This window comes from Paenibacillus mesotrionivorans, assembly GCF_046098205.1.
GTDB lineage: Bacteria > Bacillota > Bacilli > Paenibacillales > NBRC-103111 > Paenibacillus_AR > Paenibacillus_AR mesotrionivorans.
Genome location: NZ_JBJURJ010000002.1, coordinates 146,899 through 161,323 on the forward strand (window position 1 = coordinate 146,899; position 14,425 = coordinate 161,323).

Below are 14,425 nucleotides of genomic sequence, written 5' to 3' on the forward strand. Positions count from 1 at the left end.
CCGACTACTTTCGGGGGTGCCCCCGTTTTTACCCAATAAAAAAAGCCCCGTCCTCTAAGGACGAAGCTTATCGTTGGCCACCTTAAATAACCTTCCTGCGCCTGTGCCAGGCGTTAAAGGTCCGCTGACAGTACGGGGTCACGTCGCTTCTTCACAGGAAGCCTGCCCGATACCGCTCCCTTGATAACGGCGGGAATCCCGGCTTTCCCTACTACGCCTCATCGAAGCGATTGGGCAAAGCAACTCCAAAGGCCATTCGAGCATAGGCCGGACACCGGTTCGCAGCAGCCACCGGCTCTCTGAGTCCATTTCCTTATGTCTACTTACCCTTTTTCCAGGTTGTTCAGATATGGCTGAATTCTACTCCAAATTGCACAATCAGTCAATAGGGTATGGTAAAAGCAAAATCACCCTCCCCTGCTTCTAAGCAAGAGAGAGCGATTTTGTGTTCAGCCGCTTATTGCGCAGCCTTCTTTTTCAACAGATCCTTAACCGCCGCACCGACCATAATCAAACCGGCCACCGGAGGCACAAACGCGTTGCTGGCAGGAGGGTTCTGGGCCTTGCGGATTTCCGGAGCATTCTCCGGTACGATCTTCTGGGTAATATCCTCACGAGGCAAAAGCGGCTCCTCAGTGGAGAATACCACCTTGACCCCCTTGTGGATCCCATCCTTACGCAGCTTCTGGCGGATGACCCGGGCAATGGGATCCACGGTGGTTTTGGAAATATCCGCCACTTGGAACCGGGAAGGATCCATTTTGTTGGCTGCCCCCATACAGGAAATGACGGGGATTTTGCGCTTCAGGCATTCCTTGATCAAGTGGATCTTGTAGCTGACCGTATCCGACGCATCCAGGACATAGTCCAGCGGATATTGGAACAGTTCTTCATAAGTTTCTTCCGTATAAAACATCTTGAGGGCAATGGCGTCGCATTCCGGATTGATATCGGCAATCCGGTTTTTCATCAGCTCCGCCTTAGGCTTACCCACCGTGGACAAGAGGGCGTGAATTTGCCGGTTGATGTTGGTGATATCCACCACATCCTTATCAATCATGATAATCCGGCCAACGCCGGAGCGGGCCAGGGCTTCAGCGGCAATGGAGCCTACACCGCCGATACCCAGCACCGCTACGGTGCTGTTCTTCAAGATATTCAGCCCTTCTTCTCCAACGGCAAGCTCCGTGCGGGAAAATTGATGCAGCATCGGGTAAATCCTCCTATATTTCAATCCGCGCGCTCCTCGCGGAGCGCCGCGGGTCTGACGTCTATCTTACTTGGCCGCGGGCTCCTTCACTGCCAATTTGATGGACAGCTCCTCCAGCTGCTCCTCGTCCACAGGGCTCGGCGCGCTCATCATGAGACAGGTGGCGCTGGCTGTTTTCGGGAAGGCAATAACCTCACGCAGGTTGGATTGTTTGGCGATCAGCATCACCAGACGGTCGAAGCCGTAAGCCATGCCGCCATGGGGCGGTGTGCCGTATTCGAAGGCGTCCAGCAGGTAGCCGAATTTCTCTCTGGCCAGCTCCGGGGAGAAGCCCAAAGCGTCGAACATTTTTTCCTGCACCTCGCGTTTGTATATCCGCATGGAGCCTCCGCCCACTTCGTAGCCGTTCAATACCAGGTCATAAGCTTGAGCCCGGATTTTGCCCGGATCGGTGTCGAAATAATGCAGGTCCTCCTCATGAGGACGGGTAAACGGATGATGCTCGGCCACATACCGTTTGGCTTCCTCATCATAACCCAATAGCGGGAAGTCGATAACCCACGCAAACTTATACTCGTTTTCGTTGATCAGTCCCAGGTCCTTGCCTACCTTCAGGCGCAGGTTGCCCAGCACATCGTTAACTACCTTGGCCTTGTCCGCGGAGAAAATCAGCACGTCTCCCTCTTGGGCGTCCAGACGTTCGGTAAGAGCAGCGATTTCCGCTTCGTTGAAGAACTTGACGATAGGCCCCTTCCATTCGCCGTCCTTGATTTGAATCCAGGCCAGGCCCTTGCCGCCGTAACGGGAAGCAAACGGAGCCAGATCATCCAGCTCCTTGCGGCTCCAGGATGCGCAGCCCTTGGCGTTCAGCGCCTTGACGATGCCGCCTCCGGCAACCACGGAAGCAAACACCTTCACGCCGCTTGTTGCCACAATGTCGGACACATCGCGCAGCTCCAAGCCAAACCGCAGGTCCGGCTTGTCGGAGCCGTATTTGCCCATAGCGTCAGCATAGGTCAGACGTTGGAAGGGACGGGGGATATCCATGTCCAGCGTGGCTTTGAAGAGCTTCACACACAGCTCCTCCATCATATCCAGGAGCTGGTCCCGGGAGAGGAAGGAGGTTTCAATGTCCACCTGGGTAAATTCCGGCTGCCGGTCCGCACGCAGGTCCTCGTCGCGGAAGCAGCGGGCGATCTGGTAATAACGCTCTACGCCGCCAACCATCAGAAGCTGCTTATACAGCTGCGGGGATTGGGGCAGGGCGAAGAATTCGCCCGGATGGACACGGCTCGGCACCAGATAATCCCGTGCGCCCTCCGGAGAGCTTTTGGTCAAAATCGGTGTTTCCACTTCCACAAAGCCGTTTTCGTCCAGATAATCCCGGAAAACCTTGGCGGCTTTGGAGCGCAGATACAGGGAACGCTGCATTTCCGGACGGCGCAGGTCCAGATAGCGGTACTTCAGGCGCACCTGCTCATCCACCTCCACACCATCCTCGATGAAGAAGGGAGGGGTTTTGGCAGCATTCATAATCTCGATTTCGGTAATCCGGACCTCGATTTCGCCGGTTTCCAGGTTGGGGTTTTTAGTGTCCGCACTGCGTTCCACTACCGTGCCGCTTACCGCCAGCACATATTCATTCCGCGCACGGTCGGCAATGGCCAGCGCTTCGCCGGAGAAATCAGGATTGAAAACCACTTGTACGATACCGCTGCGGTCACGCAGATCAATAAACAGCACTCCGCCCAAATCCCGGCGGCGCTGGACCCAGCCGTTCAGGGTAACTTTCGTGCCAACATCGGCCTTGGTCAGCAGACCGCATTGATGGGTTCTTAACATAGACATTTTCGTAACCTCCGTATATGTGGTAAATAAATTAGTGACTCTTGATCCAATCAGCTAATCCGGCTAATGGTACCCGTTCCTGATCTCCGGTTTCCATCCGCTTCACCGTTATTTCATCAGCCGCCAGCTCCTCGTCGCCGAGAATGGCCACAAAACGCGCCTGCACCCGGTCCGCCGACTTCATCCTGGCCTTCATCTTCCGGTTCTGGTAATCCTTCTCGCAGGCGATCCCTGCCCGGCGCAGCTGGTACAGGATCGCTGTGGTTTTGGCTTCCGCCGCATCCCCCATGCCGATCAGATACACCGCCAGCTCATTCTCCCGGGGAATGTCCACCCCTTGGGCCCCCAGCACCAAAGCCGTACGCTCCAGGCCGATGCCAAAGCCGATGCCCGGCTGGTCCTGGCCGCCGATTTGGCCGACCAGGCCGTTATACCGTCCACCGCCGCCGATGGTATCGATGGCACCGATTCCCTCCGCCTTGTATTCGAAGGCGGTCAGCGTGTAATAATCCAACCCCCGCACCAGCCGGGGATTGATGGAAAAGGAAATCCCCATGGCCGTCAGGTGGCTTTTTACCGCTTCGAAGTGGGTGAGGCATTCCTCATCCAGATAATCGATCAGCTCCGGCACCCCGACGAAATGTGCTTGATCCACTTTGCAGTCCAGTACCCGCAGCGGATTGCGGTCCATCCGGGATTGGCAATCCCGGCACAGCAGATGCCGTTTCGGTTCCAGGAAACCAAGGAGGGCTTCGCGGTAGGCGCCGCGGCTTTCTGCATTGCCCACGGAATTGATCTCCACCCGCACTCCCTTAAGCCCCAGCTCCTCATAAATAGTCAGCCCCAGGGCAATAACCTCAGCATCGATGGAAGGATCCGTAGCACCGAAGGCCTCTACGCCAAACTGGTGAAACTGCCGGAATCGTCCGGCCTGCGGCTGCTCATAACGGAACATCGGTCCGGTATAATACAGCTTGCATACATCAGGCTCGCCATACAGCTTGTTCTCCACATAAGCCCTTACTACTCCGGCTGTCCCCTCCGGCCGCAGGGAGATGGAGCGGTTGCCCTTGTCCAGGAAGGTGTACATTTCCTTCTCCACAATATCGGTGGTTTCACCCACACCCCGGGAGAACAGCTCCGTATGCTCAAAAATCGGCGTCCGGATTTCCTGGTAATGGAACCGGCGGCAAACATCCCTGGCGGTTTTCTCGATAAATTGCCATACCTCCACAGTTCCCGGCAGAAAATCCTGCGTCCCCTTGGGTCTTTGAATACTCAACGTCCGTCAGCCTCTCTTTCTTGAAATAATCCCCTGTCTATTGCCCTGTTTAAAACGCAAAAAATCCCCCATCCCCGGCTAATGAAAATCATGCCTGGGACGAGAGATTGGATGAACAATTTCCCGCGGTACCACCCGCTATTCGGAACATACCACGGCTTGAGCGCCAATGGATGAAGGTTCCGCACTTTAAGGGCGGGTAACGACCGCCATACGCAAATCCGTTACTGCACGTCCGGCGCTTGCTGCATAAGCATGCACCCCCGGGTTCACGGCTTGTTCTCGGGGAGGTCTTTCCTTCTCCTGCAACGGAAGCTTCCAGCCTTGGCTTCCTCTCTGAAGATGCGGGGAATGAAGTACTTTGTCCCTTCAACGAATCATAGGATGAATATTAGTTCAAATTGTAAACAAGCTGTCGGATAAAGTCAAGCGGCGAAAATCTATTCTCCCCTGCATAGGGGGCTAAAAAAGAAGAAACCTACCGCAAAGTGTAGGTTTAAGAGAAAATATATTTTAAAAAGGGGGTCGTAGATAATTGTATCTAAAGCCTGTTAAAGAATCATTAAGGGCTGATTACAAATATATTACAAATTATGAAACGCTTTATATAAAGCGCTTTAAAAATTATTTGCGCAGGCTAGTCTATGTTGTTGGGACAGACATATACATGAAATCAACAAGGAAAAACCTTGTGAAACGATAAAACGGAGGGAACAAACATGGCGGAGGAATTTCAATCAATCGAAGCTTTGGATGAGGCTGTAGAAGCAGAAATCGCTGTCGACGAGGCTGCTGAGGAAGTAACCGGGGAAGTTGTCGACGAAGCAACCGACGAAATTGCCGGCGAGGTGCAGGAAGTGGATACTCTGGAGGAGCTTTTCGAGGAGGAAGAAATCCTGGAAGTGGCTGAGTTGGATGAAGAAGCCACGGATGAGGAGCTGGAAGAAGCTGCTGAACTGGATGCAGCAGATGAAGACGAAGAAGACGAAGCCGAAGAAATCGAAGAAACCGAAGAAGAAGCATAAGTAGCCCTCCTTCCGCCGCGGCGCATTACCACACACATGCACACAAAAAGCCATCCTTTTGAGGTGTTCCCCCTCGCGAGAATGGCTTTTTTTGTTTTAGAAGCGCAGGTTCACCAGGTTCTCCAAAACATCCTTAATCAGCAGATAAGATTCTCCGTTGGTCAGCTTCCCCTTGTCGGCAATCAGCTTCAAGGTCTCCTCTTTCAGCAGCCGCTTGGCAAGAAGCTCCGCCTCCGCCTGCTCGGGCTTCAGCGTAAGCCCGGACGCACGGGCAATGGTGTATGCCGCCTGCTGCAGCGTCAGCGGATCGGTTTTGGCCTTGTCGGCATCCATACCGGCAATGGCATTGGAGGAGGTCCCCTTGAAGGATTGGGGATAGCGCTTTTTAAGTGTTGCAAATTGATTCACAAACCGCTGCGGATTGCTGGGTTTGTCCAATTCCTTGGGATCAAAGTTTGCGTTGCCGTAGGACCCGTTCACAAGGCCTGTATAGACTACGGCCTTCAAGCCCGGATAAGCCTTATGATCCTGATAAGCCTGCCTCGGAAGCGTGTAAGGCGCAAGCTCCAGCCCCTTCTTGACAGCAAGATCCTGCATTTGGGCCACCTGCTCCTTGGACTTGGACAGCTCGCGGAAGGTAACGTTATGATCAATAGAGACCTTAGCCGCTGCCGCCGCAGACTCCGCTACCGCCATTCCCAGAGGGATAACCCGGGCGCTCCCATGGGGCAGGGTGTCATAGCTGGCCGAACGGCTTACGACCAGAAGCCCGTCCACCTTCTGCGGTACAATGCTGCGGAACGGAACCGCATACTTGTGGGGCTCCATGGAAACTGCGCCGGGGTCGTTGGGACCGGTGCTTTGAATATCCACTGCATAAGAACCGAAGGCAATCCGGTCCCATTGATCGCGGTTTTCCAGTAAATCCAGTATAGAAAGCCGATACTCACCGTAAATATGGCGGGATTCCCGCACATACAGCTCCGGAGCCACACCGTCCAGCTCCAGCTTGGCGAATTCCGGATGTTTCTCCTTAATAAATTGGAGCACATGGGGCAGCTCCTGTTCGGCCACCGCAAACGCCTCTTTGATGGAGGCCGGATCAAAGGGATTTACCCCGAATAATTGCAGGGAGTTAATCAAGATGGTGTTATCATTATTGCGCCCGATGTTAAGCCCCCGCATTCTTGCCTTGGTGGGGTTCTGGGCCTTGTACTCCTTGATATCGCCATAGCCGAAGGCAGAGTACGTATCCGCTCCGGTATTGCTATCGTTATCGTTGTCCAGATATTTGCGGACTTCTTTCCAGAAGCTGTCGTCCGCATTTTTGAGGCGGAATACTGCTGTCACCGCCATCAGCGAGTCGGGATCATTCAGATCCTCCCGCCCCCGGCTGAAGGGAGCACCGGCCGCCGCTGCCACATCCGCATCCTGGGTGGCGTCAAGCACCGCTTTGGCCTTGACTGTGCGCTTCTCCCCGTTTTCCAGGGTAATGTCCAATCCGGTCACCAATTTGGCGCCTTCCTTGCCTTCCCCCAGGACAGGCGTTATGCTTTGAGTCTTCAGAAGAACATCGATATTCTTCTCCTTGGCCACCAGCCGGTTGAACACATTCGCCGCTGTGGTCACATCGAAGGAGGTTCCCTCTATACCATCATAGAACTCCTGAAAAATCCCCTTGTTCATCACATTGGGTTTAGGCGCCAGCCAGTCGTAGCTGGCCTGGTCATAGTTGTTGTCCAGGGAGTTCAGCCAGCCCAGAGTCATAAGCCCGCCCAGGATTTCCCGGCTGCGGCCATCCACCAATAAGGTCTTCAGCCCATGGCGGGAGGCGGCTACAGCACCGGCCACACCTTCCGGATCCGTGCCTACCACAATGACGTCATATGTATCCGAAGGAGCCTTGACTGTTTTGACAGCCTCCAGCTCCTGGGACTCCGCTGTACCGTTATGAAGCCCCCCTCCGTATTTTTCCTTCCATACGAGATAGGGTCCACCGATAGCCAACAAAAGCACAAACGTCATAGCGAGAATAAACCATTTATTGCGGAACAATTTTTCTCCTCCTTTTTATGTGAAAATGCGTGAGTAAACCGCATTTTTCATACGGGGGCCCTCCCGGGTTGGCAGGGAGCTCTCTATGAGACTCCGCCGCCTCCGGGGGATTGTTTCGTTGATTGCTGTGCTTCAACCCTTGGGAGCGGTGCCCAGCACCAAATCCATAAGGTCGAGCTTGCGCTTGGTATACTCCTGGTAGGCACTGTTGTAGACGGACGGCTCCTTGGGATTGGGAAAACGCTCCACCGCTCCGTCCGGTCCCATTATTTTGCTCACGGCGCCGCAGCCTAACCCGATGATGGTCTGGCGCTCCTCCATCATCAGAATGTTGTAGAGGCTTTCGTAGCCTGGAAGGGAGTAGCCGACGTTCTCCTGGTTGCCCAGAATATTTTTTTGCCGGTACATGTAGTAGGGATTATAGCCGTGGGCATTGGTCCACTCTACTGTCCTCGCCATCATTGCCTGGACCTCGTCCCGCTCCGCCAACTCGTAACGCTCCCGGTTCTGGGTCAGCCTTGACGCCCGCTTAAAGGACAGAGTATGCACCGTCAGCGATTCCGGCATAAGCCGCTCCAGCTGCTCCAGTGAGATCTCCAGCTCCCGCAAGCCCTCATTGGGCAAGCCCAAAATGAGGTCCATATTAATATTGTTCATCCCCAGCTCCCGGCACAGCAGGTATTTCTCTACCGTCTCCTTGACGGTATGATGTCTGCCGATGGTATCCAGGGTGGATTGGGTAAAGCTTTGGGGATTGATGCTGATCCGGTCCACCTTCCACCGCTTCATCACTGCAATTTTCTCGGGGGTAATGGTATCCGGACGACCCGCCTCCACCGTAAGCTCCCTGATCCCGGCCATACCGGGCACAGATTGGTGCAGCACCTGGAACAGCTCATCCATTTCCTCCGCCTCGATGCTGGTAGGGGTGCCTCCGCCCCAATACACCGTGGTGACAGACATGCCGGTTCTGGCAAGCCAGTCTCCCACCTGGCGGATTTCGTATTGCAGTCCCTTGAGAAAGGATTGGACGGAGCCGTTATTGCCCCGGATATCGTACGCCGGGAAGGTGCAGTAGGCACATTTGGTGGGGCAAAAGGGGATCCCGATATACAAGCTGACCTGGCGCTCCATCCGGAACAGGTCGGGTATGACCCGGAGCTGCCGTTCGCCTATCTCCGACAACAGCCGCACCTTCTCCGGAGAGAGAAGGTAATCCTCCCGCAGCACCTGCCGGCAGGTGTCCATGGATTCCTTCATCATGAAATTGTGCATCAGCTTCATGGGCCGCACACCGGTCAGAATCCCCCAGGGCTGCTCCATACCGGTAGACGTCTGCAGACACTTCAGCAGAGCCCTGCCCAGAGCGCGTTTACACTCCCGGCGGACCGCCTCGGAGCCGGCCGAAGGCAGGGCGCGGACATCCTCCTCTCGGCAGAGCAGGGCTCCGGCCGCATCATGGAGGGAAACCGCCGCAGTGGCGGAGGAGATATCTCCGGCATACTCAAGTGAAGTACGAATGGTCAGCTCGGCAGCCTCTCCACCGTCCTCCACCCATTCCACATCCGCAAAAAACAGCTTGCAAATATGGTAGATTTCATTCAGAAAATCATCAAACCCCGTACGAATCAGGGATATTCTCATCGGCACAGTTCCCCTTTCCGATACGTTTTTCGCCAAAATTCCCAACCTACTCAGTGTACCACATTGTCAGGGGCGAAGAAAATGGCGGGGCCGTCCTGCACCGCATGCTGACGGCGTTTCCGGTCGCTTGCGGGGGGCAGACCGAACAACCGGGTATACTCTCTGCTGAACTGGGAGGGGCTTTCATAGCCCACCCGGTAGGCCGCGCCGGCTGCATCCGACTGGTCCGACAGAAGCAGCCTTCTGGCCTCCTGGAGCCGGATTTGCTTCTGGTATTGCAGCGGGCTCATGCCGGTTATGGCTTTAAAATGACCATGCAGGGCGGAAGCGCTCATATTGGCCAGCTCTGCCAAATAGGCCACAGGCAGCGGCTTATCATAGTTGTCCCGGATATGCGCAATAACCTGGGCAATCCTCCGGGCAGGGCTGCCTCCCGCAGCAAAATCCCGCAGCAGTCGCCCTTGCGGGTCCTGAAGCAGCCGGTACATAATTTCCCGGTGGATGACCGGACCAAGAATGGGAATATCCTGCGGCCGCTCCAGGAGCCGGACATAACGCAGCACCGCATCCGCCAGCTCAAACTCCAGTTTGCCGATTGCCAGACCCCGGGCAGCCAACTCCCCACTGCCGGAAGCTTCCTCCCGCTGCAGACCTCTGCCGCGTACCTTATCGCCCCGGAAGCCCGTCTCCTCCAGCAGGCGCCAGATGTTTTCAGCCTGAAATTGGATTTTTACGCATAAATACGGCTTGTCCGGAGACGCCTCCACAATCTGCCCCTTGGTGGGTAAATGGACGGATACGATCAAAAAGGAGGAAGCGTCGTACCGGTAGTGCTCCTTCTCCAGGGCGACGGTTTTGGCCCCCTGAAGCACAAGACATAAGGAAGGCTCGTATACGGTGGACAAAGGCTGGGACACCTCCGTCTCCCGAATCAGAAAAAGAGCCGGGACCGCTGTAGCTTGAATGCCGTTGCCCACTGTATGTTTTTCCGCCAGCTCCTGCAGCTCCTGCCTCCGACCCGGCAAATAATCCGTTTCCGCGTATGTCCGCATCCTTCTCATCTCCCTGGGGCTGTTATTAAGTTCACCGGTGCTTTTAGTAGCATCTTAGCGTAACCTGGAGTTTTAGACAAGAACCGGCGAGGATCGTTCTACCGCCCGGCGGCCGGTCTGATTTATGCTGAACGTAACATGAACCTACAGGAGGAATGCAGTATGACCCAAACCAATCTATCCAGAGTAGCCATCGTCACCGGAGGCTCCAGAGGCATCGGCAGACAGGCAGCCGTAAGACTCGCCCGGGAGGGGCAGGCGGTTGTGATTGTTTATGCCAACAACCATGCAGAGGCTGACGCCGCCGTAGCTGAAATAGAAGCCGCAGGGGGACGCGCTGTGGCAGTGCAAGCCGATGTGGCGGAGCCGGAAGCGGTAGCGGCAGCCTTCACCCGGGCGGAGGAGGTGTTCGGAGGTGTGGACGTAGTCGTTCATTCCGCCGGACTGATGGTTCTGGATACGGTTGCGGATTTTGATTTGGATAAGCTGGACCGTATGCACCGCACCAATATCCGCGGTACCTTTGTAGTGAACCAGCAGGCGGCCCGTTGCGTGCGTGACGGCGGCGCCATCATCAACCTGTCCACCTCCGTCACCAAGCTGGCGCTGCCTACCTATGCCGCCTATTCTGCCAGCAAAGGCGCTGTGGACGCCATCAGCCCTGTCCTGGCCAAGGAGCTCCGCGGCCGGAACATCACCGTAAATGCGGTAGCCCCGGGACCCACAGCTACCGAGCTTTTTCTCGAGGGAAAGGATGAAGAGACCATCCGCCGGATGGCCGGTTTGAATCCCATAGGGCGTCTGGGCATGCCGGAGGATATTGCCGAGGTGATCGCCTTCTTGGCAGGCCCGGGGCGCTGGATTAACGGACAAACCGTCTATGTGAACGGCGGTATGGTGTAAGACGAGACAAGCACATAACCAAACAGGCGGCGCTCCTCCCACTAAGAGGAAACGCCGCCTGCTTTTTGTCTGATCCGACTGTCATCTCCCTGGCTTCAGCCACGGCTGCTGCCGCGGGCCGCCGGTGTTACCCGCCGGCGCTTCCTGCCTGCCGTCCGCCAGCATCAGGGATGCCGCTTCCGTCTGCCCGAAGGCTGCTTCCGCCTGCATCCCCAGGATAGCTGCCGCTTTCATGGATTGTCTCATGGGTGTCGGTCCTTTGGCTTTCAAGTTTCTTTCCTTCATCCACAGTTTTGCCAGAAAGCCGGCGCTTCATTCTTTGAAGCTCTCTTACTTGGTCTCGACGATTAATGTTACCGGGCCGTCATTCACCAGGCTGACGTCCATCATTGCACCGAACACACCGGTTTCCACCTGAAGCCCCAACTCCCGCAGAAGGGCATTGAAGCGCTCATACAGCGGCTCTGCCTGCTCCGGCCGGGCGGCTGCCATAAAGTTAGGGCGTCTACCCTTCCGGCAATCCCCGTACAAGGTAAATTGGGAAACCGACAAAATGGCTCCCCCCGTTTCCAGCACGGACAAGTTCATTTTGCCGCCGTCATCCTCAAAAATCCGCAGATTGGCGATTTTCTCCGCCGCAAACCGGGCGTCCTCCTCAGTGTCCTCATGGGTGATCCCCACCAGGAGCATCAGCCCAGGCCCTATGGCCCCGGTAACCCGCTCCTCCACCGTCACAGACGCTTCCTTGCATCTTTGCACCACAACTCTCACAATCTCCGCTTCCTTTCAATGGAAAAATGGAAAAGCCGTCCGGCCGACGGCGCATCACCGTTCCAACCGGACAGCCTTTTGATTAAGGAATTTAAGGTTTTGTAATTTGGGGGCTCCCCCAAAAGTAATCGGAATACGCTTCAGAGCTTCAGTTCACTTTTGGGGGGATTTATTATGACTGCATAATCCGCTGGACGGAGTACACATCCTTCAGGCGCTTAATTTTATCCACCACAGACTGCAAATGGTCGATGTTCCGGATCAGAATGGTCATCTGGATCAAGGCCATCTTGTTCTTGTCCGAACGGCCCGAAACGGCAGAAATAATGGTCTTGCTTTCGGAAACCACCTGCAGCACCTCATTGAGCAGGCCGCGGCGGTCATGGCCGGTAATCTCGATGTCCACGCTGTAGTTGGCCTCCACCGAATCCACCCATTCCACCTCGATGACCCGGTTGCCCTCATCCCCGTCTCCCGTGGGAATATTGGGGCAGTCGCTGCGGTGTACGGAAACCCCTCTGCCGCGGGTAATGTAGCCGATGATGCTGTCACCCGGCACCGGATTGCAGCAGCGGGCGAAACGAACCAGGACGTTATCCACGCCGATAACCCGGACACCGTGGGTAGGACGGCCCTTTTTCTCCGCAGGGGCGGTTTTGACCTCCTTGGCCGCCTCCTCCAGCTGCCGCTGGGTTTCCTCCTGCTCCTTCTCCTTGCGCAGCTTCTCCGTTAGCCGGGTGCAGATCTGCGCAGCCGTAATCCCGCCAAAACCAACAGCGGACATCATATCGTCGATATCATGGAAGTTGAACTTACCGGCAACCTCCATAAGCTTATCATCGGCCATCACTTGGGAGGGTTCGAAGCCGATACGGCGGATTTCCCGCTCGATGGCATCGCGGCCCTTCTCCACATTTTCTTCCCGCTTCTCTTTTTTGAAAAACTGCTTGATCTTGCTTTTAGTATGGGACGATTGAGCCAGCTTCAGCCAGTCCTGACTGGGTCCGTAGGAATGCTTGGAGGTGAGAATCTCCACAATATCCCCGGTTTTGAGCCGGTGGTCCAAGGGCACAATCCGCCCGTTAACCTTGGCTCCAATGGTCCGGTTGCCCACCTCCGTATGAATCCGGTAGGCAAAATCCAGGGGCACCGATCCAGCCGGCAGCTCAATAACCTCCCCTTTGGGGGTAAACACGAATACCAGGTCGGAGAAAAAATCCACCTTCAGAGATTCCATAAACTCTGACGCATCTCTGGCTTCCTGCTGCAGCTCCAGAATATCCGTAAACATATTCATCTTGTTGCCGGTGCCGAAGCTGGCGGTAATCGGCTGGGAGCCGTTTTCCTTATAGGCCCAGTGGGCGGCAATACCGAATTCCGCGGTTTTGTGCATTTCCCAGGTGCGGATCTGCACCTCCAGCGGTTCGCCCGTTGGACCAATCACCGTAGTATGCAGAGACTGGTACATGTTGGCCTTGGGCATGGCAATATAGTCCTTAAACCGGCCCGGCATAGGCTTGTATAAGGTATGGATAATGCCGAGAACGGCATAACAGTCCTTGATGTTGTCCACAATGACACGGATGGCAAGCAGGTCGTAGATTTCACTGAACTGCTTGCTCTTGACGGTCATCTTGTTGTAGATGCTGTAAATATGCTTGGGGCGTCCGGAGATATCGCTGTCAATCCCCATCTCGCTTACCTTTTCGTTAATCTTCTGAATAACATCAGCGATATATTGCTCCCGCTCCGCCCGCTTCTTCTGCATCAGATTGACGATGCGGTAATACTGCTGGGGGTTCAGGTAACGAAGGGCAATATCCTCCATTTCCCACTTGATGGCAGATATACCGAGCCGGTGGGCAATGGGACAGAAAATCTCCAGCGTTTCGTCAGCGATCCGCCGCTGGCTCTCCTCCGACTGGAATTTCAGGGTCCTCATATTATGAAGGCGGTCAGCCAGCTTAATCAGAATCACGCGGATGTCCTGGGCCATGGCCACGAACATCTTCCGGTAGTTCTCATTCTGCTGCTCTTCCTTAGTTTTGAACTTGATCCTCTCCAGCTTAGTCAGACCATCCACCAGCATGGCACAGGTATGACCGAACTGCTGCTCCACCACTTCCAGGGACACGGTTGTGTCCTCCACCACATCATGCAGAAGGGCGGCGATAATCGAGGTGGTGTCCATATTCATGCCGATCAGAATGTCTGCCACCGCAAGGGGATGAAGGATATAAGGCTCTCCCGATTTGCGCAGCTGCCCGGAATGGGCACGCTCAGCAAAATCATAAGCTTCCCTGATTCGCTTGAGGTCGCTTTCTTTCATGTATGCAGAGGCTTTCTCCAGGAGCTGCTCGATGCTCATTCGCGAGAGATCCTTTCCTTTTATGTCGATTTAATTCATTATGCCCTTGAAACCTACCGCCCGTCAAGAATACCTGACATAAACCTGATGCATTTTGTAAAATTATCATTAATTGTAGCACTTTATAGAGGCAAGTTCATTTCCTGCGGTACGAAGCGACAAACTCCATATCGGACGGATTTCCGGCCCCTTGTGAAAAATACCTGACATAGCGGAAGAAAGGCATATCCAATGCCAATGATTTCTGTTAATATGTTCGTTGGAGAA

11 protein-coding genes are annotated in these 14,425 nt (G+C 55.0%); 2 read left to right on the forward strand and 9 right to left on the reverse strand.

The features are described from left to right. Positions 1-457: 457 nt before the first annotated feature. From ACI1P1_RS03105 to hisS, 3 genes are all read right to left on the reverse strand, one after another. Positions 458-1,210 (reverse strand): tRNA threonylcarbamoyladenosine dehydratase, encoded by a 753-nt coding sequence (locus ACI1P1_RS03105; RefSeq protein WP_416214898.1) that lies wholly within the window; start codon positions 1,208-1,210, stop codon positions 458-460. Between the two features lie 66 nt (positions 1,211-1,276). Beyond that, positions 1,277-3,052, reverse strand: a complete 1,776-nt coding sequence (gene aspS / locus ACI1P1_RS03110; protein WP_416215173.1) for an aspartate--tRNA ligase — start codon at positions 3,050-3,052, stop codon at positions 1,277-1,279. A gap of 37 nt (positions 3,053-3,089) precedes the next feature. Then, the gene (gene hisS, locus ACI1P1_RS03115; protein ID WP_416214899.1) at positions 3,090-4,340 is read right to left on the reverse strand and encodes a histidine--tRNA ligase; all 1,251 of its coding nucleotides are present in this window, start codon (positions 4,338-4,340) and stop codon (positions 3,090-3,092) included. Positions 4,341-5,059: 719 nt separating this feature from the next. Between hisS and ACI1P1_RS03120 the strand changes: the two genes are divergently transcribed. Further along, a complete protein-coding gene (locus tag ACI1P1_RS03120; protein ID WP_416214900.1) occupies positions 5,060-5,365 on the forward strand; it encodes a hypothetical protein in 306 nt (101 codons plus the stop codon). Between the two features lie 96 nt (positions 5,366-5,461). On the opposite strand, the gene ACI1P1_RS03125 is transcribed toward ACI1P1_RS03120, so the two are convergent. From ACI1P1_RS03125 to ACI1P1_RS03135, 3 genes are all read right to left on the reverse strand, one after another. Next, positions 5,462-7,420 (reverse strand): FAD-dependent oxidoreductase, encoded by a 1,959-nt coding sequence (locus tag ACI1P1_RS03125; RefSeq protein ID WP_416214901.1) that lies wholly within the window; start codon positions 7,418-7,420, stop codon positions 5,462-5,464. Positions 7,421-7,552: 132 nt separating this feature from the next. Next, positions 7,553-9,064, reverse strand: coding sequence for a coproporphyrinogen III oxidase (locus ACI1P1_RS03130; protein WP_416214902.1), 1,512 nt, complete (start codon positions 9,062-9,064; stop codon positions 7,553-7,555). 50 nt (positions 9,065-9,114) lie between these two features. Next, a complete protein-coding gene (locus ACI1P1_RS03135) occupies positions 9,115-10,116 on the reverse strand; it encodes an AraC family transcriptional regulator (RefSeq protein ID WP_416214903.1) in 1,002 nt (333 codons plus the stop codon). Between the two features lie 162 nt (positions 10,117-10,278). On the opposite strand from ACI1P1_RS03135, the gene ACI1P1_RS03140 reads away from it, so the two are divergent. Beyond that, positions 10,279-11,019, forward strand: a complete 741-nt coding sequence (locus ACI1P1_RS03140; RefSeq protein ID WP_416214904.1) for an SDR family oxidoreductase — start codon at positions 10,279-10,281, stop codon at positions 11,017-11,019. 81 nt (positions 11,020-11,100) lie between these two features. Here the strand turns inward: ACI1P1_RS03140 and ACI1P1_RS03145 are convergent, their stop codons facing one another. The 3 genes from ACI1P1_RS03145 to ACI1P1_RS03155 all read right to left on the reverse strand — a co-directional run bounded on the left by ACI1P1_RS03145 (position 11,101) and on the right by ACI1P1_RS03155 (position 14,158). After that, a complete protein-coding gene (locus tag ACI1P1_RS03145) occupies positions 11,101-11,289 on the reverse strand; it encodes a hypothetical protein (protein ID WP_416214905.1) in 189 nt (62 codons plus the stop codon). A gap of 60 nt (positions 11,290-11,349) precedes the next feature. After that, entirely contained in the window at positions 11,350-11,790 is a 441-nt protein-coding gene (dtd, locus tag ACI1P1_RS03150) for a D-aminoacyl-tRNA deacylase (RefSeq protein ID WP_416214906.1), read from the reverse strand. 172 nt (positions 11,791-11,962) lie between these two features. After that, entirely contained in the window at positions 11,963-14,158 is a 2,196-nt protein-coding gene (locus tag ACI1P1_RS03155) for a RelA/SpoT family protein (protein ID WP_416214907.1), read from the reverse strand. Positions 14,159-14,425 lie beyond the last annotated feature (267 nt).

Coding starts and splice junctions, on each gene's coding strand:
- ACI1P1_RS03105 (WP_416214898.1), bottom strand. CDS start 1,210: ATGCTGCATCAATTTTCCCGCACGGAGCTTGCCGTTGGAGAAGAAGGG.
- aspS (WP_416215173.1), bottom strand. CDS start 3,052: ATGTTAAGAACCCATCAATGCGGTCTGCTGACCAAGGCCGATGTTGGC.
- ACI1P1_RS03120 (WP_416214900.1), top strand. CDS start 5,060: ATGGCGGAGGAATTTCAATCAATCGAAGCTTTGGATGAGGCTGTAGAA.
- ACI1P1_RS03130 (WP_416214902.1), bottom strand. CDS start 9,064: ATGAGAATATCCCTGATTCGTACGGGGTTTGATGATTTTCTGAATGAA.
- ACI1P1_RS03135 (WP_416214903.1), bottom strand. CDS start 10,116: ATGCGGACATACGCGGAAACGGATTATTTGCCGGGTCGGAGGCAGGAG.
- ACI1P1_RS03140 (WP_416214904.1), top strand. CDS start 10,279: ATGACCCAAACCAATCTATCCAGAGTAGCCATCGTCACCGGAGGCTCC.
- ACI1P1_RS03155 (WP_416214907.1), bottom strand. CDS start 14,158: ATGAGCATCGAGCAGCTCCTGGAGAAAGCCTCTGCATACATGAAAGAA.